Here is an 18,591-nt window from a genome sequence, read left to right as displayed (position 1 = left end):
TTGTCAATTGGTCACAGGAAAATCCCATACTAAATTCACGGCGCGAGGCTTCTCAAGACGAGACTGGCAAGGTTCGCCGCATCATCGTCAAGCGTGTCCATGTGCTGTTCGAGCAGGAGGGGATGATAGATCGACTGCAGGACCAGCATGATGGCGTGACAGGTCTCGTCAACGGGCGTCTTGCGCTCGAACTCACCACCCTCGCGACCTTCGCGGATCAGGTGCTCGACCATCCCGCGAAGCGCATCGGCAAAATTCCGAGCGGACGCCCATTCTTCTTCCACCGCTGAATAGACGATGTCATGCAGTCTCCGTTCATGCGAAAACAGGGCGAGCGTATTGCGCGCCAGAGAGAGGAAGATCCTGCGCATTTTGTCGGAAGCCGGCTTGTCGTCCCGGACGATCGCTTCGATATCCGCCTGCATCCTGCCGTGCTGGAGCGCGCAGATCGCTTCCCCGATCGCCTTCTTCGAGTCGAAGAATTTATAGATATAGGCTTTCGACAGACCGATGGCGTCGGCCAGATCGGCGATCGTAGTCTTCTTGTATCCGTAATGCCCGAAATGCTCGATGGCCGCCGTCATGATCTGATCCCGACGCTCGTGATCGACCGGGCCACGCTGTCCAGTGTGAGGCGCGCGCATCCTGTTTCCCCTAGCTGAATGTGACATGCTAGATAAGACACAGGTGCTGAATTGACAACGAGTGACGATTATGTATATCGGTCACTCGACGACAGCCGGGCTACACATGTCCGAGGCTTATCGAAGGTCGAACGCCATGAATCCCATGCTTCCTGCAACAGGGCGGAATACGGCACCTCCGCGCCACCGGGCAACGACCGGATTACTGAAGCCGGCCATTGCCCTGTCCATGACACTGATGATGTCCGCCTGTGCGGTCGGCCCGGATTACAGGGCACCGGATACGCGTCTTCGTGCTTTTCACAGCGCGACAGCGATCGACGCCCGGCATGCAGCGGCGGCGCCCCCGCTCGACGCATGGTGGGAGGGATTTCACGATCCCGAACTGGTGCGCATCGAACAGCGCGTGCTGACCCAGAATCTGGACCTCGCTGCCGCCATGGCCCGGGTCCGCCAGGCGCGGGGCGCCGCGGAAGCCGCCACCGCGCGCCTGCTGCCAACACTGGATTTCAATCCGCAGGCCTCCGCGAACCGGTTGTCGCAGGAGGGGCTGATCGGCCATGTCGTACGGACCGTCCCGGGTTTCCATCGCGATTATCGCACCTACGACGTCAGCGGCGCTGCAAGCTGGGAAATCGATTTGTTCGGCGGCCTTAGGCGCGGGCAGGAAGCCGCGCAGGACGAGGAAGAGGCCGCGCAGGTGGAACGCGTGGGGGAGCGTATTACCGTGGCGGCCGACGCCGCCGATGCTTATTTCCAGATCCGGGGAGATCAGGCACGGCTCGCCGTCGCGGAACAGCAGATTACCGTGGACACCCACCTGCTGGATCTGGTTCGCCAGCGACGCGCACAGGACATTTCGAACGAGCGCGAACTGGCCCAGGCCGAAGCGTTGCTGCAATCCGCGCGCCAGACCGTGCCGCAGCTCCGCATCGCCCTCGAAGCTCAGCTCAATCGCCTCGACGTGCTGATGGGTGCGCAGCCTGGCACTTATGCCGCAGAACTGGGAGTGCCTTCCGAAATCCCGACCGTTCCGGCTATCGGAAGCACCGACACGCCGACCGACATGCTCCGGCGTCGGCCAGACATTCTGGCAGCGGAACGTCGGCTGGCCGCATCGAATGCACGGATTGGCGAGGCGCTGGGCGATTATTACCCAAAACTCTCCCTTTCGGGCATTCTGGGATTCCAGAGCATCAACCCGCAGCGGTTGTTCACGGCACCCGGCTTTCAGGCTACCGGATCGGGCGCCATTCGCTGGCGAATCTTCGATTTCGGCAAGATCGACGCCGAAGTACAGCAGGCGCGCGGCGCCAATGCCGAGGCCCTGGCGCGCTACCGGTTGACGGTCCTGCATGCTGCCGAGGATGTCGAAAATGCTTTCACGACCCTGGTGCAGACGGAGCAGCGCACAAGCGACCTGCAAATCGAAGTCGCATCCCTGACCCGTGCCCGCAACCTATCGCAGCAATCCTTCCAGGCGGGCGTTATTCCATTGACGGATGTGCTCGACGCTGATCGGCAGCTTCTGGACTCGCAGGATCAGCTGGCCCTCAACCGGGCGAACACGGCACGCGCGGCCGTAAGTTCATTCAGAGCGCTGGGTGGAGGCTGGCCCACATGACGGAGTTGATCCGGCAGACGTGGCAGAAGATAAGCTCTTTGCTCTTCTGCATGATTGTCGTCCTGTAAGTCAAAGGGGAGGCGCTCGTGACCCACGCGCGCTTGTATTATGCAAAGCATAAGCCTTGAATATTTCAAACTTGCCGCGGAGACAGGAAGCCTGACTCGGGCCGCCATGATTCGCGGCGTAACCGTTTCGACCCTTACCCGTGCCATCGACAGACTTGAAGATGAGTTGGGTGTCACTCTTCTAGATCGAAGTCGCGCCGGCATTCGCCTGACAACAGTGGGGAACGCGATCATTCAGGGGACGTCTTCTCTGCTCGATGAGCTCCATGAGATCCAAGCTTTGTGCCAGATGTTTGGAACGGGTCGCCGGGGTGTCGTTCGGATCGGCAGCCTGTTTCCTCCGGTCAGCGGACAATTCAGGCTGGCGTTATCGGTTTGGAAGAAAAGAAACCCCGACGTTGGAATAGTTTTTTATGAGATGGGAACACAAGACCTTCGATCTGCGTTGTTTCGAAATCGTTTAGAGGTAATATTTTTTACGTCGTACGTTCGATCCGAATCCATCGAATCGCTTCCGTTTTTCAGCGAAAATCTGGTTTTGGCTTTACCGAGCGAACACCCGTTAAGCCGCTGTCGGAGTCTGACTCGGAACGAGTTGCGGAATCAAACATTCCTGATCCAGGACTGGGGACAAGATTATAGCGTACGACGCCGCTATAATGACGTTCTGGGCAAAGATGTGACCATCGAGACGCATCCAGCCGGAAAACAGTCGGTTTTCGCGCTTGTAAGTGCTGGATATGGTCTGACGCTCGCTGCGCAGAGCCAAGCGGAAAATGGCTTTCCGGGAGTTGTCTTTCGGCCACTCCGGGAGCGTGACGCACATTTGCAAATTCGTCTCGGATGGGCTGCCAATCGCCAAGATGCTGCCACGGGACGCTTCGTCGCCTTCATCCGTGATTTTATCCGCCAGAGTTGATACCGTGACGCTTTGTCTTAGAAAAGACCCTGTCTCCTCCCATAAAGCGCGCGAGCATCGGCCCAATCAGCTTTGCTGGCGTGATCTCGGCCTGACCGCTCTCCCGCGCCAGCAGCCGCCCGTATTCAACCAGATCGCGATGCAAGGCAGCGGGAAGCTCGACGGTCACGCGTATCGGCCTGTCATCCGCAATTGGCCCAAGCCTGAGCTTCGTCATCGGGAAACCTCCTGTCCATAAGGGGTGAGAACCAGGTCACGATGCACCATGACCCGCACCGGAAAGCCGCGCCGGATGATGTTGGTGGGCTGGATATTCAGCGACCGTCCGACCGTCTGCTCACCGATCTGATTGAAACCCTGCGAGCCGCCGGTGCGTAACGCCTGGGCAATGCCATTGCCGCCGCTGATATCGGCTTCGGAACCGACGCTGAGGACAGTTGAGACCAGGGCGGCCTTGAACACCTCGCCCCAATGATTGTCGGTCTGGTCCTGCAACCCCGCGAAGCCCGCCGCATCAGCGGCTGGCTCGTTCTCCAGCACGATCGAATCCCCGGCCCCGCGCATCAGCCGGGTCCAGACCAGCAGCACACGGGTCGGGATCTCGGGCACCCGAACCCGCTGCATCCGGGTCGAAACACAGGAGTGGAGATATGTCAGGGTTTCGCCGTCATCGAGCCAATCGGCCTCGGGCATGAAACCGTCGAGCAGCGCCAGCACCCGATCGGTCTGGTCGATGAAACCCGCGACCACCGCCCGCCAGTCGGTGCCGCCACGGGCGCGGTTCTCATAGAGCCAGGCTTCCGCGCGGGCAGCGTCGTCCGCTGGAGGCAGCCAGACCAGGGTCAGGAAATAATGGCTCTCATAATGCGCGCCCTCCTCCTCGAACTGCGCCCGGCGTTCGGCGTCGACCAGTTCGGAGGCGGGGTCGGGGAACAGGCTCGCGGGATAGCCGCGTGCTTGCCGGCGTTGCGCCTCGACAAAAATCGCCCAGCCGGAGCCAAGCCGGCGCAGGGCATTGTTCAGGCGGGACGTGATCGCGACCAGTTCGGAAGCCGTCGAGGAGTCCAGGTCCGGGCCGCGGAACCGGGCGGTGCGCTGGAAGGCGCCGTCCTTGTTCAGCACCACGCCCCTGGCGACCAGCGCCGCCCAGGGCAGGAAGTCGGCCAGCCGGTCGCGGCGATGACGGTATTCGGCGAGGTTCAGCATGGCGTCCTCACCCGACCAGATGGGTGGGGTAACGCAGGTGCCGGCGCACCACGTCGACGAAGGCGGGATCACGCTTGGCGGCCCAGACGGCGGCGAGATGGCCGACCAGCCAGAAGATCCCGCCCGCGATCCACAGCCGCAGGCCGAGCCCGATGGCGGCTGCCAGCGTGCCGTTGACGATCGCCACCGTGCGCGGCGCCCCGCCAAGCAGGATCGGCTCGATCAGGGCACGATGCACCGGGGCGGTGAAGCCGGGAATGGCGTCCGGCTCCATCAGATCAGCGCCCCGCCCGAGAAGGAGAAGAAGGACAGGAAGAAGCTGGACGCGGCAAAGGCGATCGACAGGCCGAAGACGATCTGGATCAGGCGGCGAAAGCCGCCCGAGGTCTCCCCAAAGGCCAGGGTCAGACCGGTCACGGTGATGATGATCACCGAGATGATCTTGGCCACCGGCCCCTGCACGGATTCCAGGATCTCGTTGAGCGGGGTTTCCCACGGCATGCTGGAGCCCGAGGCGTAGGCCGGGGCCGACAGCAGGGCGAGCGAGAGTGTGGCGCCGGCCACGGCAAAGCGGCGGCGCAGGGCGATCATACTTGTCATGACGGGTCTCCGGCGGGTGCGAGGATGTAGTCCCCGTCCGGGGTCAGGCCCTGGACGGTAGCGAGTTCGGCCAGCCGCCGCGCGTTGCCGCGCCCGGACAGCACCGCGAGCACGTCGATGGTCTCGGCGATCAGGGCGCGCGGCACGGTGACGACGGCTTCCTGGATCAGCTGCTCCAGTCGGCGCAGGACCCCGATCGCGGATCCGGCATGTAGCGTGCCGACGCCGCCGGGATGGCCGGTGCCCCAGGCTTTCAAGAGATCGAGCGCCTCGGCGCCGCGCACCTCGCCGATCGGAATCCGGTCGGGGCGCAGGCGCAGCGAGGAGCGCACCAGGTCGGAAAGCGAGGCCGCGCCGTCCCTGGTGCGCAGGGCGACCAGATTGGGGGCCGCGCATTGCAGTTCGCGGGTGTCCTCGATCAGCACCACTCGGTCGCCAGTCTGCGCGATCTCGGCCAGCAGCGCGTTGACCAAGGTGGTCTTGCCGGTGGAGGTGCCGCCGGCGACCAGGATGTTCTTCCGCTCGGCGACGGCGCGGCGCAGAAACGCGGCCTGTGCGGCGGTCATGATCCCGGCGGCCACGTAATCGTCGAGCGAGAATACCGCGATGGCCGGGCGCCGGATCGCGAAGCAGGGCGCGGTCACCACCGGGGGCACCAGTCCTTCGAACCGCTCCCCGCTTCCCGGCAATTCGGCGGAGACGCGCGGGCTGCCCGGATGGCGGTGGCGTGCTGGTCAACCAGAATCGTACGAACACCGCCAACGATTCATTAGCGATCGTCACGCGCCGTTCCATGCGCTCCAACTGCCGCGTCATCCGGTCCAGCCGCCGGGCCAACGCGGCTTCCAGCCGCTCGGGTCCATCTGGTGAAAGGAAGGACGCCAGCGCCGTTTCCACGATCAGCGCCTGCGGCACCTTCTTGCGGGTGGCGTAATCGGCAAGCCTGACACTGAGTTCGGCCGGCAGCCGGATCGTGTGCTTGATTCGCATGGCAGTCACAGTCCCATCCTGTCGCCGGGATCAACGGCGACTGAGGCGCCCGCGATCATGCCTGGCTGCGCCGGAGGGCGGTGTCATGAGCCGGCTTGGTTGGTTCTTTGCCACGTATTTCGCAATACTCGGTGGTGGCACGTCAGTGGCGATCCATCCAGCACCTCGGCTGATCTGGAATGCCACCGCCAGCACACCGGTCGGCCTGTATCGCCTGCAATCGGTGCGCGGATTGCATGTCGGCGACCTGATCGCAATCAGGCCCCCGGCCGACATCGCTGGGATGCTGGCACGCGGTGGTTATCTGCCGCTCGGCGTGCCGCTACTCAAACCGGTAGCCGCACTGCCGGGACAATCGGTCTGTCGCATCGGCGTCGTCGTGTCGGTTGACGGCCAGCCGCTCGGCGATGCGTTGGCTCGTGATCATCGCGGCCGTCCGCTGCCGGTCTGGCAAGGCTGCCGGCACGTCCTGCCCGGCCAGATCTTCGTCATGAACCCGGCAGTCCCGACCAGTCTCGACGGCCGCTATTTCGGCGTCCTGCCGGTCGCCGCGGTGCTCGGCCGCGCGCTGCCGCTGTGGCTCGCGCCGTCACCAATGTCTCCCAATCCCAAGCAGAAACGAGGCTGACATGGCCCAGATCGGTACTTTCACGCGCACGGCTGACGGCTTCGCCGGTCGTCTGCGCACGCTCGCCCTCGACGTCGAACTGACGATCGTGCCGGCGACATCGTCGGACGCCGAGCATGCGCCCGACTATCGTGTCCATCTCGGTGACGCTGACGCCGGACCGGAGATCGGCGCAGGCCGGAAACGCACCGGCGAGAAAGCGGGCACCTACCTCTCGCTCGTTCTCGACGACCCCATGCTGGCGCAGCCTATCCGTGCCAACCTGTTCCAGTCAGACCGTCAGGGACGCGCCTTTCACCTGGTCTGGAGCCGTCCGGTGAAGCGCGATGACCGGCTGTAAAATAGGATCCCGGCTGCTCGGTGTCATGCTTCCGGTCGTCGCGTCCATGATGATACCGGGGCATGTCGCGGTCGCCGATCCCTACGCCGACATGATCGCGGAAGCCGCCACGCGCGCGCAGATTCCGGCGTCCTGGATTGCTGCCGTCCTGCACGCGGAGAGCCGAGGCGATGCGCATGCCGTGTCATCGGCGGGTGCGATGGGGCTCATGCAGGTGATGCCCAGCACATGGGCCAGCCTGCGCACATCGCTCGGCCTCGGCGACGATCCGTTCGACCCGCACGACAACATTCTGGCGGGTGCGACCTATCTGCGCTGGATGCGGGACCGCTACGGCGAGGCCGGGTTTCTCGCCGCCTATAATGCCGGTCCCGCGCGCTATGACGAACATCTCGCGACCGGCCGGCCGCTCCCTGTCGAGACGCGGAACTACGTCGCGTCGGTCAGCGCGCGGCTGGCTCTTCCGCTTGCCGATAACATCGCGATCGGCGCTCCATTGGCACGATCCTGGCAGGATTCTTCCCTCTTTCCGGCCTCATTCCTGCGCATGGGCGATGCGTCCCGACCCGTCGAGAGCACACACGATCCGGCACGTTCATCTGGTTCCCGGCTGACCGACTGGGCGGCGCTCGCACCGCAATCGGTCGGGCTGTTTATCGCGTCAGGGCATGGGGAGGCGCGCCGATGATCCCCGTTCCGGTCCATCGGGCGCTGGCGGGCTATGGGTGCCTTGGGGATGGGGTGCTGGGGGGAGACAGGCAACGGAGGGAAGGACGGCAAGGTAAAAGCAGCGCCCCTTCGGGGCTGCATGTGGTTGGTTTGATTGGGGAATTTGTCCTCTCACCACGCACTGCCTGCGGCTGTCCGGGTATTTTCCATAATCTTTTCAACAATCCGAGCGCCGTCAGGTGCACATCGAAACGGAGAGCGGGCCATGGCGACGCACGATGACAACCTGACTGTCCGGCCCGGACGCATCCAGCATGGCAATCAGGGCGCACGACCGAAATCCTTCGTCGGCGAGGTCATGCGTGCCGCGAAAAGAGCCGGTCATACCGGCACCCGGTTCGGCGCGAAGGGCAGGGGAGGCGGTGGCGGCTCCCGCTTCGGACGCGGCCGGCGTGCGGCATTGTCCATGCGGCTGCGCAGCAATGCCCGTCGCGTCGTGGTCAAGGCGCGCGTTGTTCGCCAGCAGGGCACGCGGTTTCGTTCCGCGCCGCTCGCCCGGCACATCGCCTATCTCCGCCGTGAAGGTGTCACCCGCGATGGTGCCAGGGCTCATCTGTTCGATGCCGGCTCCGACGAAGCGGACAGCAAGGCCTTCGCGGAAAGGTGCGAAGATGACCGGCACCATTTCCGTTTTATCGTCTCTCCTGAAGACGCGGCACGGATGGAGGATCTGCGGGGTTTCGCGCGGGAACTGATGCAGGACATGGAGCGCGATCTCGGCACAAGGCTGGACTGGGTCGGGGTCGATCACTGGAACACCGACAATCCGCACGTCCACATCCTGGTGGGCGGAGTGGCCGATGACGGCAAGGATCTGGTGATCAGCCGCGCCTATATCAGCCAGGGCCTGCGCGATCGTGCCGCCGAACGGGTGACGCTGGAGCTTGGCCCGCGCAGCGAACAGGAAATCCGCACTGCCCTGGAGACCGAAATCGGTGCCGACCGCTGGACCAGTCTCGATCGCGCGTTGCAGAACATCAGCGACGAGGGCGGCGGCATCGTCGATCTGCGGCCGGGCGCGGGTGCCGAAGACCCGGAACTGCGGCGTCTGCTGGTGGGCCGGGCGACCAAGCTGGAAGGGCTTGGCCTGGCCGATGGCGTTGGCGTGGCGCGCTGGACCCTCAAGCCGGGGCTGGAAACCACGCTGCGCGATCTCTCCATCCGGGGCGACATCATCAAGACCATGCACCGCGCTATGTCTGGCGGCGGGGCGGAACCCGATGTCGCGGGTTTCGCGATCCACGGCGAGACGCTGGCCGATCCCGTTCTTGGCCGGCTGGTCGAGCGCGGGCTGGATGACGAACTGAAGGGCTCTGGCTACGTGGTCATCGCGGGCACCGACGGGCGGGCGCATCATGTCCGCTTCCCCGATCTGGACCTGACCGGCGATGCCAGGACCGGCGCGATCGTTGAGACCCGGAGTTGGGAGGATGCGAAGGGTACGCAGCGCCTGTCGCTCGCGACGCGCTCGGATTTCACGCTGGCCGAGCAGGTGACGGCGCCCGGCGCGACCTGGCTCGATCGCCAGTTGCTCGCCAAGGATCCAGCCTTGGCCAATGCGGGCTTCGGGACCGAGGTCCGTGAGGCGATGAGGCAGAGGATCGACCATCTGGCGTCCGAGGGGCTGGCCCGGCGGCAGGGCGAGCGCGTGGTGTTCGCGCCCGACCTGATCGGCACCCTGCGCCAGCGCGATCTCGATCAGGCGGCGGCCAGGCTTGCAGCGCAGACCGGGCTGGAGCACCGGCCCGCGAAGGAAGGCGAGATCGTCTCGGGGGTCTATCGCCAGCGGGTCAACCTGTCCTCGGGTCGGTTTGCCATGGTCGATGACGGTCTGGGTTTCCAGCTCGTGCCCTGGCGCCCGGCGCTGGAGCAGAAGCTCGGGCGGCAGGTTTCCGGCACCATGTCGCCGGGTGGCAACGTCGATTGGAATTTTGGGCGGAAGCGCGGGCTCGGGATTTGACGTCGGGTGGCCGCCTACGGGTTTTCGGCTGACAAAGCGGGTGCTTCATAAGTATGATAAAGTATGCCCGCTTGGGAGGAGCCGCTTTATGTCCACGATCGAACGTATGACCATCACCGTGCCGTCCGAGATGGCGGCGACCCTGCGCCAGTCCGTCGATGGCGGCGAATATGCTTCGACCAGCGAGGTCGTGCGCGAGGCGTTGCGCGAATGGATGCGCCGGCGCGATACCGACCGTCGCGATCTCGACGCCCTACGGGAGGCGATCCGGCTTGGGGACGAGAGCGGGTCGAGCATCCCGGGCGAGACCGTCTTCGCCGAATTGCGGGATGCAATTGCCCGGCGCCGTTCGCAGGGATGAAACGGCTCGGCTTCGCTCCGGCAGCGCGTGCCGACCTTCTGGAGATCGCGCTCTACATCGCCGAAGATAATCCCGAGCGGGCCATGAGCTTCGTTGCCGAACTGGAAGCGAAGGCCGCCGTTGCGGCTGAGCATCCGGGGAGCTTTCCGGCGCGCGATGAGATCAGTCCCGGATCGAGAGTCATTGTTCACGGTCGCTACCTGCTGTTCTTCCGTGAACTGATCGATGAGGTACGCATCGTCCGCGTGCTTCATGGCGCACGGGATCTGCCGCAGATATTCGACTCGTAAGACCAGGGTTTCCCCGTGAGATCGCGCGCAGCGGCCGGCAATGACGATGAACTTCGACGCCCTCACGACGATCAGAACATGGATGTGATCATCAGGTGGAGATACCTTTGCCGCACCGGATTCTTCTCCACATGCGACGACAAGGCGATCGGAGTTTCTCAGCATGACAGGGAGAAATAAGGTGCCATCGACCTATTATCCGGCCACTCGTCAAGATGAGCGCACGCTTGTCGAGTTGCTGGAACAGGGCGAGCGAAGCGGCGTCAGCAGGCGCACGATTCTCGATATTCTTGCCGCCGTGCAGGCGGACAGGCAGGCCGTCCGTTTATTGTCCGCGCCTATCCGGCGGCCCGAGACGTCATAATTAGACCTTGAACGCTGGCGAAGCGAGCCGTTTGGTTGGTTCCTGTCATGAACCAGACCAAGATCCTCTGGGGCTCGGTGTTCGCCGTCAGCACCGTGATCCTCGCCTTCACCTGGGCCGCGACGCAGTGGACTGCCTGGCGGCTCGGCTTCCAGGCGCAGCTTGGCGCGCCGTGGGTCACGCTGCTCGGCTGGCCGGTCTATTATCCGCCGGAATTCTTCTGGTGGTGGTTCGCCTACGACGCCTACGCTCCGGACATCTTCACCATCGGCGGTTACATCGCGGGGTCGGGGGGCATTGTCGCTGTGATCGTCGCGATCACGATGTCCGTCTGGCGCGCCCGCGAGAAGAAACGCGCCACCACCTATGGTTCGGCGCATTGGGCCGACCCGCGCGAGATCCGCCGTGCCGGGCTGCTCGCCCCCGATGGCGTGGTGCTGGGCCGCTCGGCCGATGCCTATCTCCGCCATGACGGGCCGGAACATGTGCTGTGCTTTGCGCCCACCCGCTCCGGCAAGGGCGTCGGCTTGGTGGTACCGACGCTGCTGACCTGGCCGGGGGCGGCCATCGTCCATGACATCAAGGGCGAGAACTGGACTCTGACCGCCGGCTGGCGCGCCCGCTTCGGCCGGGTGCTGCTGTTCGATCCGACCAACCTCGCCAGCGCCGCTTACAATCCGCTGCTCGAAGTCCGGCGTGGCGAGCGCGAGGTCCGCGACGTGCAGAACATCGCCGACGTGCTGGTCGATCCCGAGGGCGCCCTGGAGAAGCGCAACCATTGGGAGAAGACCAGCCACGCCCTGCTGGTCGGTACCATCCTCCATGTTCTCTACGCCGAGCAGGACAAGACCCTGGCCGGGGTCGCCAATTTCCTCTCCGACCCCAAGCGCGCGATTGAGACCACACTGCGTGCCATGATGACTACGCCGCATCTCGGGACGAAGGGTGTGCATCCGGTGGTCGCCAGTTCAGCGCGGGAATTGCTCAACAAGAGCGACAATGAACGCTCCGGCGTACTCTCCACCGCCATGTCGTTCCTTGGCCTCTATCGCGATCCGGTCTTGGCCCATGTGACGCGCCGCTGCGACTGGCGGATCCGCGACCTCGTGGCTGGCACCCATCCGGCGACGCTCTATCTGGTGGTGCCCCCTTCGGACATCAGCCGCACCAAGCCGCTGGTCCGCCTGGTGCTGAATCAGATCGGCCGTCGGCTGACCGAGGAACTGGAGGCAAAGCGCCGCCATCGCCTGCTGCTGATGCTCGATGAATTCCCGGCGTTGGGGCGGCTGGATTTCTTCGAGAGTGCTCTGGCCTTCATGGCAGGCTATGGCATCAAGAGCTTCCTGATCGGCCAGAGCCTGAACCAGATCGAGAAAGCCTACGGCCAGAACAACTCGATTCTCGATAACTGTCATGTCCGGGTCAGCTTCGCGACCAATGACGAGCGGACTGCCAAGCGCGTCTCCGACGCGCTTGGCACAGCCACAGAGATCCGTGACGCCAAGAACTATGCCGGACACCGACTGTCGCCGTGGCTAGGGCATCTGATGGTGACGCGGCACGAAACCGCGCGGCCGCTGTTGACGCCCGGCGAGATCATGCAGCTTCCTCCCGACGAGGAACTGGTGCTGGTGTCCGGCTGCCCGCCGGTGCGGGCGCGCAAGGCGCGGTATTTCGAAGACGCCGAACTGGCCGCGCGCGTCCTCCCGCCACCCAGGTTCAAACCACCGCCGTCTCCGGAGGGAACGCCGCCCATCGGACCGCAGCCGCCGGGCGACTGGGCCGATGTGGTGCAGCCACCTCCTGCAACCAATGCGGATGATGATCCCGCCAATGCTGGCATCCGTCTTGAGCCGGAATTGCCGGAGCAGGAAGAGGTGGTGCAGGCACCGAGAAAGCCGGTCCATGAGTTCGATCTGCCTGAGGATGAGCCTGAGGATGATGCGACACGGGCACAGACCCTGCGGCGCGGCGAGCGAACTCTCGCCCGGCAGGTCTCGCTTGCGGCGACCGTTGGGGCGGGACCAGATCAAGCTGTAGCCCTCGCCGTCCTCGTCATCGAAGAGATTGGCGAAGATCGGGGCATTGAAGCTCGGGTCGTCGAGCTTGAGGCTCAGATAATCGCGCCCCTCGTTGGAGCGGCGGGACCAGGCCGCTCCGATCTCCACCCGACCGACGAAGACGCGGTGGCTGGGGGCGTTCTCGTTCGCGCGCGTGGTCTCGGGGGCAATGCGGACGTTGGGGGTCTGGAGCGAGAGGGTGACGATCTCGCCGTTATACCCGTTGCCGACTTTCTTGAAGGTGCCGATGGTGGCCATGATACTGCTCCGTGATCTCTGTTATCGAGCCCGCACCATTGCGGCCTCGATGGCGATCGACGAGCCGGAGGCGAGCGGCGGTGCATCCCGCAGGGACCGAAGCGCAGCGGAGGACGGCGGGACGGAATTTTCTTGATGCGCGAGGAATGACGGCGCAGCCGTCAGGGGAAGAAAATTATGGCCCGCTGTTGCGCCACGGCCGATCGAGGCGAAGCTGCCCTTCGGCTAGATCAGCCATTTTCAGAGGCCGTATGCGTGCGCGGCCCGACAGAGCGCACATCACGGAGGACATGATGCCCCCTCGACGTGCAGGATCCGGCAGGGAAAAAGCCAGGCATCGTCACCTGGCCGTTCCGGCCGTGACCATGACCCGTTCTCGTGGGCGCGTGCCCTGCGGGCACACCGCGTCGGCCACTGTTTTCGTCAACGCGCGCAGAACAGGAAAACGGTCCGGAGCCGGCAGCCCCGCGAAAGGGACCATCAGGGGCGGATGCACGTTGCGCCAGGCTTTATCGCCACACCCCGCCTTTCTCATGACGAAAGGACGCGCATCTCCACGAAGTGCCTGATCCAGGCCTGCCCACCGGCTACCGTGCAGGCCGTCAGACCCGCGCGATATTCCCGCCGGTCGGTTCGGGCGGGGCCATGCCGGTAAAGCGAACGAACGCCGTGATGCCGACCGCAATCGCGCCGATCACCGAAAAGAAGAACTGCCAAACTGCGGACGGCATCATCATCTGGGCGAGGCCGTGCGTGGCGCTAAAGCCGGCAATGATGGCGGGCACGGCATAGAGCAGGACGATCAGCCCTCGCAGCCAGAGCCACGGTGCGCAGGAAAGTGCAATCTGGCCGACCGTGAAAGTCGCAATGCCTGCCATGACGCCCACGATAAGGGCGCCGATCACTCCGGCGCCGGTATGAAACGCCCAGAGCCCGGCATACAGCCCGCCGGCAAACGGCAAGGCGAAGACCGCGAGCGTGAACATGAGCCAGCAGAAAAATCCGATGCCGGCGACGATCAGAAAAGGTGCGAAGATCACCATGGTGGCGGCTCCCGTAGAGATGACATGATCTGACGGTCGCGCCTGCCACCACCACCACGGCGCAACCCCCATCATAGCGAAAACGATGCGTTGACGGAACGAGAATCGTACTGGCGTCCGGCACGCGGACGTGCATCGTTATCGTCTCTCAGGGAGAGAACGTCATGGCGGAAATCACGGGGCGCGAACTGCATCTGGTCAAGAAGGCGCTCGCCATTGCAGTGCTGGCGATCGAGCAGAAACCAGGGCCGTTTCAATCCTATTCGGACATGCAGGACATGAAGGACCTGCTCGATCTCCTGGTGCCCGGCGACACCGAACTGGCCTTCTACGCCCGTTCCGCGCGGATCGCGGTCACGGGCGATCCGGACTGAAGACGGCGCTCACGCGCCGCCCCCGAACCGCAGGACCGGGATGCCGAGCTTTTTCGCCTTGTCGGCCAGATTTTCCTGAATGCCGGTTCCGGGAAAGACGATGACACCGATCGGCATGGTGTCGAGCATGGCATCGTTACGCCGGAAGGGCGCTGCCTTGGCATGCTTCGTCCAGTCCGGCTTGAAGGCAATCTGCACGATCTCGCGGTGATCGGCCCAGCGTGCGGCAATGAATTCGGCGCCTTTAGGCGAACCGCCGTGCAGCAGCACCATGTCGGGGTGCTTGGCCCGGACCCTGTCGAGCCGGTCCCAGATCAGGATATGGTCGTCGAAATCGAGACCGCCGGTCACGACTACCTTGGGGCCGGGCGGGACCAGCAATTCGCCCTCAGCGCGACGTCGGGCATTGAGGAAGTCGCGGCTGTCGATCATGGAGGCGGTCATGGTGCGGCGTGACACCAGCGAGCCGGTCTTCGGACGCCACGCGCTCAGGGTCAGGCGCTCGAACTGCTCCTGCGCCTCGTCGCGGAAAATCTCGTAGGCGTTGCGGCGCTCGATCAGAGTCAGCCCTTCGGCGATCAGCCGCTCCAGTTCCACCGAGCGGATCTCACTGCCGTCCTGCTCCTGCTGGCTGCGTTTCTGCGCCTGCTCGTTGCGGTCAAGCTCGCGTTCGACCTGGCCGACCATGCGGTGGAAGATGTTGACCGTGGACCAGAGCAGGGTTTCGAGGTCGGGTTCCAGCCGCGTGTCGGTCAGGGTCGCGGCGATGGCGTCGAAGATGTCAGCCACCGCACCCCCGATGCGCGGAGCTTCTGGCAGCGACCTTGGATCGGGCTCGGCCTCGAAGGGACGGTAGCCATACATCTGAAGTTCAGCCAGCACATAGGCGGTGGATGAAGCGGCGTGTAGCGGTTCGATATCGTCGGTGCGGGTCATGATGCGGTCCTCCCAAGTCTCCGGCCGCGCCCTTCGCGGCCTTTCCGGGGGCGGATAGCGGCAGACCAGGGACGGGCCGGAACCGCGCGCTCGCGCGCGGCCGCAGCGCAGCGAAGGATGGCAGGGAGCCATTGAAGGCCTGACCCGGCTGACGCCCGCTCCCCTCCAGAAAGGCGGAGGCGCGGACCAGCCGGACGGGAGGCACAACAGGACCGCCAGACGAAAACGGAAACCGCCCGCCCCTCTTTCCGGCCCGCTCAGGTGCCGGCGGCCTCCAGAAACCGGGCCACGTCCGATGGCGCGAGTTGCGGATGCAGGATTACCCGCAGCGCGCCGCGTCCAAGGGCACGGAGATCATCGTTGAAATCGCCCAGCCGCGGCGACAGACCGATCAGCTCGATCCCGGCGTTATCCGCGCGGGCGTGCAGCGTCGCCAGCGCCTGATCCCCGGCCGGATCGTCATCGCGCAGGACGTAGAGCCGGCGCAGCCGCGGCGGAAAGATCAGGGAAGCGAGATGCGCTGAGGACAGGCAGGCGGCGAGCGGCAGGTCGGGCAGAACCTGCCGCAGCGACAGCACCGTCTCGATGCCTTCCCCGGCGGCGAGCACATCGGATGCCACCCCGAAGCGCACGGCATGGCCGAGCAGCCCGCCCAGGGCACGACGCGGATGATCGACCGGCGCCTTGCCGCGCCCTTCCGCCGCCAGCCAGGTGCGATGCACCCCAGTCAGAGTGCCGTCGAGGTCGGTGACGGCGGCGATCATCGCGGGCCAGGTCTCGGTCGGACTGTCCTCGTCCGGGCGATAATAGCAATGCGAATGGAAGCGCAGGGCTCCGGCTCCGTGCAAAAGCGCAATATCGCGTCTACGGAGATACGCTTCTACGGACGTGCCCGCGATCGGCCCAGACATCGCCCAGAGCCGATGCGCGGCTTCCGACGAACTGGCCGGTGCGCGTTCCTGAGCCGGACGATCGCGCGATAACGGGACCGGATCGGGACGCGGCAGGCTGAGGAAGGCACGCGCCTCGTCGGCCACGTCACGGAAATCCACCAGGCCGAGGCTTTCGCGGATCATGTCGAGCAGGTCGCCATGCTCGCCCGACTGTGCGTCCGTCCATTTTCCCGCCCTGCCATTGGCGGTGTCGTGCAGCCGGACAAACAGCGACCGCCCCGGCGTGTTGCGTACGTCACCGACCAGCCAGTAATTACCGTGACGGCGACCGGCGGACAGATACCGCCGGCACACCGCCTCCGCGTTCTCCGCCAGGCGGCGGGCCAGATCGCCCGCGTCATGCAAGGTCATCGCCCTGCCCTCCTGTGTCGGGATCGCCTCCGTCGAGGGTGATCGCCAGCCAGCGATCGGTAGTCATCCATGAAATCGTCTTGCGCCTGCCAAGGTCAAGCAGATGCGCACCACCGCTGAACGCGCCGATCCGGGGACGTGAACAGCTATTAGCCCACTGGAATCCCCATCGGCCCCGCAACCGAAATGTTCGCGCACAGCGTAGCACGAATTCCACCACCTGCTGCGGATCGCCGGTTGTCTCATCGTGCATCCAGAGTTTCGTGCCGCCATATTCAGGCACGATCGACAGGACAAAACCGTCAGAGGGCGGGTCTTCTGCCGCCAGTTCGTCCATGAACGCGTTGTAGAGGTCGAGCGCCTTGGCAGCGTTTTCCACTGTGCCCACATCGAGCACGCAGGAAAAATGCGTGAAGAAATCAGCCATCGGAAAAAACCCCGAAACGAAAAAGCCCGGCGCAGGGACCGGGCTCGTAAAAACGTATTGGCGGAAAGACAGAGAAGCGGCTTTCAGGACACACGCTCCATCAGCCTGCGGGCCTTCTCCTCCAGATCCAGCCGCGTGTCCTGATTGGCTTTCGTCCGCGCCAGTGCGGTAATCCCCTGCACGAAATCGAACACGCTCTCGGGCTTGCGCCCCTCCTCGTGCAGCACAGTTTCGATGATTTTGGTGGTTTCCGGTTTCGAGAACCCACGCCGACGCAGGAAGCTCTCGCGGTCCTCGTCGGTCTTCGCCACCAACGCCCGACGCGAGGCCTGAATGCCGGAGACGAACGAGACCGGGCTGGCCGTGGCGAAATTCCGCAACGCGGGCGTTGCCTGATGCACGAAACGCGAGGCGGCGAACTTGCTATGCCGGATCGTGATCTGTTCGAAATTTTCCACGCCCCAGAGCATGCGATTTTGGCACACCCCGCGCAGATAGAAGGAGGCGATGCCGAGGCTCTTGCTGCCGACTTCCGAATTCCAGGCATAGAAGCCCCGGAAATAGAGATCGGGGTCACCATTGGGCAGGCGTCCGGCCTCGATCGGGTATGTATCGTCGACAAGGAACAGGAAGACATCGCGATCCGATGCGTAGAGCGTCGTGGTTTCTTTCGTAATGTCGACATAGGGATTATGGGTCATGGTCGCCCAGTCGATCACACCCGGCACCTTCCAGTTGGTATCGCCTGTGCCGTCACCGGCAATTTTCCGCACCGCGCCGACCAGTTCATGATCCCAGATGCGGCCGTAATCCGGCCCCGTGACGGCGCGTAGCTCGACGCGGCCGTCCTCGGTTTCCAGCGTTTTCACCAGTTCGGCGCGGTGCGACAGCAGACCGTGCTGCAGGTTGATCGCCGCCAGTGGGGCCGGCAGGTTACGCAGGTATGACGATGGCGCGCCGACCAGGCTGCACATCTGACCGAACGACCAGTGCGTGGGCGCAATCGGGTCATTCTGTCCCGGCACGCTCAGGGTCAGGCGCTCGGCATTGTCGCGCGACGCCTCCACGCGAATGGCTCGGCTCTCCACCGTGCGGGCCGTGGCGCGCTCGGCACGGGCAAGTGTGGCGGCATGCAGGTCGGACAAGGACAGGTAGCGCTCGTCATCGGGGCGCGAGAACCACTCGGACGAAACGCGGGCGCTGCGCTCCCCGCGCGAAGGGTCGATCCTGAAGCCGCCGGACGCAGCACCGCGGGACGCAGGGGGCAGGATGGTGGTCGTGGTCATGGAAAACTCTCCTCTGATGCCGGTTATTCGGCACCAAAGGCGAAGCCGCCCTCTTCCTCTGATCACCACTTCCCACGCGGGATCCCATCCAATCCCAGAGACACCTAGCCCCTCGTTCCGGAACACGGCGTCCCCGTCATCTACCGGAAATCACGACTGCAATGGGGGGGAGGCGGAATG

Annotated in this window: 21 protein-coding genes and 3 pseudogenes; 12 read left to right on the top strand and 12 right to left on the bottom strand. The window is 64.4% G+C overall.

What is annotated here, in order from left to right:
- Positions 1–35: 35 nt before the first annotated feature.
- The gene (locus A0U93_RS09650; RefSeq protein ID WP_077807157.1) at positions 36–644 is read right to left on the bottom strand and encodes a TetR/AcrR family transcriptional regulator; all 609 of its coding nucleotides are present in this window, start codon (positions 642–644) and stop codon (positions 36–38) included.
- A gap of 136 nt (positions 645–780) precedes the next feature.
- On the opposite strand from A0U93_RS09650, the gene A0U93_RS09645 reads away from it, so the two are divergent.
- Positions 781–2,268, top strand: coding sequence for an efflux transporter outer membrane subunit (locus tag A0U93_RS09645; protein ID WP_077808449.1), 1,488 nt, complete (start codon positions 781–783; stop codon positions 2,266–2,268).
- Positions 2,269–2,376: 108 nt separating this feature from the next.
- On the top strand, positions 2,377–3,255 hold the full coding sequence (locus tag A0U93_RS09640) for a LysR family transcriptional regulator (RefSeq protein ID WP_077807156.1): 879 nt from the start codon (positions 2,377–2,379) through the stop codon (positions 3,253–3,255).
- Here the strand turns inward: A0U93_RS09640 and A0U93_RS09635 are convergent.
- The 5 genes and pseudogenes from A0U93_RS09635 to trbB all read right to left on the bottom strand — a co-directional run.
- Entirely contained in the window at positions 3,239–3,472 is a 234-nt protein-coding gene (locus A0U93_RS09635) for a DUF2274 domain-containing protein (protein WP_077807155.1), read from the bottom strand. The genes A0U93_RS09640 and A0U93_RS09635 overlap by 17 nt on opposite strands.
- A complete protein-coding gene (locus A0U93_RS16795) occupies positions 3,469–4,461 on the bottom strand; it encodes a TrbI/VirB10 family protein (RefSeq protein WP_147150857.1) in 993 nt (330 codons plus the stop codon). Before A0U93_RS16795 ends, A0U93_RS09635 begins: the two co-directional genes overlap by 4 nt.
- Positions 4,462–4,468: 7 nt before the next feature.
- Positions 4,469–4,735, bottom strand: a complete 267-nt coding sequence (locus tag A0U93_RS09625; RefSeq protein ID WP_077807154.1) for a VirB3 family type IV secretion system protein — start codon at positions 4,733–4,735, stop codon at positions 4,469–4,471.
- The gene (locus A0U93_RS09620; RefSeq protein WP_025829632.1) at positions 4,735–5,061 is read right to left on the bottom strand and encodes a TrbC/VirB2 family protein; all 327 of its coding nucleotides are present in this window, start codon (positions 5,059–5,061) and stop codon (positions 4,735–4,737) included. The genes A0U93_RS09625 and A0U93_RS09620 overlap by 1 nt, the downstream gene beginning before the upstream one ends.
- Positions 5,058–5,780: pseudogene (trbB, locus tag A0U93_RS09615) on the bottom strand (P-type conjugative transfer ATPase TrbB); the annotation flags it as partial. The pseudogene trbB and the gene A0U93_RS09620, both read right to left, overlap by 4 nt.
- Positions 5,781–5,788: 8 nt before the next feature.
- On the opposite strand from trbB, the gene A0U93_RS17115 reads away from it, so the two are divergent.
- The 9 genes and pseudogenes from A0U93_RS17115 to A0U93_RS09570 form a co-directional block, all read left to right on the top strand.
- Positions 5,789–5,995 (top strand): hypothetical protein, encoded by a 207-nt coding sequence (locus A0U93_RS17115; protein WP_174807238.1) that lies wholly within the window; start codon positions 5,789–5,791, stop codon positions 5,993–5,995.
- A gap of 141 nt (positions 5,996–6,136) precedes the next feature.
- Complete coding sequence (locus A0U93_RS09605; protein ID WP_077807153.1) at positions 6,137–6,679, top strand: S26 family signal peptidase; 543 nt, start codon at positions 6,137–6,139, stop codon at positions 6,677–6,679.
- A 1-nt stretch (position 6,680) separates the two neighbouring features.
- A complete protein-coding gene (locus tag A0U93_RS09600) occupies positions 6,681–7,019 on the top strand; it encodes a DUF736 domain-containing protein (protein WP_077807152.1) in 339 nt (112 codons plus the stop codon).
- Positions 7,006–7,707, top strand: coding sequence for a lytic transglycosylase domain-containing protein (locus A0U93_RS09595; protein WP_077807151.1), 702 nt, complete (start codon positions 7,006–7,008; stop codon positions 7,705–7,707). Before A0U93_RS09600 ends, A0U93_RS09595 begins: the two co-directional genes overlap by 14 nt.
- Before the next feature lie 246 nt (positions 7,708–7,953).
- Positions 7,954–9,708, top strand: coding sequence for a relaxase/mobilization nuclease domain-containing protein (locus A0U93_RS09590; RefSeq protein WP_077807150.1), 1,755 nt, complete (start codon positions 7,954–7,956; stop codon positions 9,706–9,708).
- An 88-nt stretch (positions 9,709–9,796) separates the two neighbouring features.
- The gene (locus tag A0U93_RS09585; RefSeq protein WP_077807149.1) at positions 9,797–10,069 is read left to right on the top strand and encodes a ribbon-helix-helix domain-containing protein; all 273 of its coding nucleotides are present in this window, start codon (positions 9,797–9,799) and stop codon (positions 10,067–10,069) included.
- Positions 10,066–10,359, top strand: a complete 294-nt coding sequence (locus A0U93_RS09580; protein WP_077807148.1) for a type II toxin-antitoxin system RelE/ParE family toxin — start codon at positions 10,066–10,068, stop codon at positions 10,357–10,359. Before A0U93_RS09585 ends, A0U93_RS09580 begins: the two co-directional genes overlap by 4 nt.
- A gap of 163 nt (positions 10,360–10,522) precedes the next feature.
- Complete coding sequence (locus tag A0U93_RS09575; protein ID WP_077807147.1) at positions 10,523–10,723, top strand: hypothetical protein; 201 nt, start codon at positions 10,523–10,525, stop codon at positions 10,721–10,723.
- Between the two features lie 47 nt (positions 10,724–10,770).
- Positions 10,771–12,726: pseudogene (locus A0U93_RS09570) on the top strand (conjugal transfer protein TraG); the annotation flags it as partial.
- A 3-nt stretch (positions 12,727–12,729) separates the two neighbouring features.
- Here the strand turns inward: A0U93_RS09570 and A0U93_RS09565 are convergent.
- Together A0U93_RS09565 and A0U93_RS09550 are read right to left on the bottom strand one after the other, a co-directional pair.
- Positions 12,730–13,041: pseudogene (locus A0U93_RS09565) on the bottom strand (DUF736 domain-containing protein); the annotation flags it as partial.
- Between the two features lie 602 nt (positions 13,042–13,643).
- Entirely contained in the window at positions 13,644–14,084 is a 441-nt protein-coding gene (locus tag A0U93_RS09550; protein ID WP_077807145.1) for a hypothetical protein, read from the bottom strand.
- A 164-nt stretch (positions 14,085–14,248) separates the two neighbouring features.
- On the opposite strand from A0U93_RS09550, the gene A0U93_RS09545 reads away from it, so the two are divergent.
- On the top strand, positions 14,249–14,458 hold the full coding sequence (locus tag A0U93_RS09545) for a hypothetical protein (RefSeq protein WP_077807144.1): 210 nt from the start codon (positions 14,249–14,251) through the stop codon (positions 14,456–14,458).
- Between the two features lie 9 nt (positions 14,459–14,467).
- Here the strand turns inward: A0U93_RS09545 and A0U93_RS09540 are convergent, their stop codons facing one another.
- From A0U93_RS09540 to A0U93_RS09525, 4 genes are all read right to left on the bottom strand, one after another.
- On the bottom strand, positions 14,468–15,394 hold the full coding sequence (locus tag A0U93_RS09540; RefSeq protein WP_077807143.1) for a DUF2493 domain-containing protein: 927 nt from the start codon (positions 15,392–15,394) through the stop codon (positions 14,468–14,470).
- 257 nt (positions 15,395–15,651) lie between these two features.
- Positions 15,652–16,698 (bottom strand): DUF7146 domain-containing protein, encoded by a 1,047-nt coding sequence (locus A0U93_RS09535; RefSeq protein ID WP_077807142.1) that lies wholly within the window; start codon positions 16,696–16,698, stop codon positions 15,652–15,654.
- Positions 16,685–17,125, bottom strand: coding sequence for a hypothetical protein (locus A0U93_RS09530; RefSeq protein ID WP_077807141.1), 441 nt, complete (start codon positions 17,123–17,125; stop codon positions 16,685–16,687). The genes A0U93_RS09535 and A0U93_RS09530 overlap by 14 nt, the downstream gene beginning before the upstream one ends.
- A gap of 83 nt (positions 17,126–17,208) precedes the next feature.
- Positions 17,209–18,411 (bottom strand): DUF932 domain-containing protein, encoded by a 1,203-nt coding sequence (locus tag A0U93_RS09525; protein WP_077807140.1) that lies wholly within the window; start codon positions 18,409–18,411, stop codon positions 17,209–17,211.
- Positions 18,412–18,591 lie beyond the last annotated feature (180 nt).

Origin of the sequence: Neoasaia chiangmaiensis (assembly GCF_002005465.1) — a bacterium.
GTDB classification, from domain to species: Bacteria; Pseudomonadota; Alphaproteobacteria; order Acetobacterales; family Acetobacteraceae; genus Neoasaia; species Neoasaia chiangmaiensis.
Note: the sequence above shows the minus strand (reverse complement) of the source record. Positions and strands in the feature narration are given on the sequence as shown.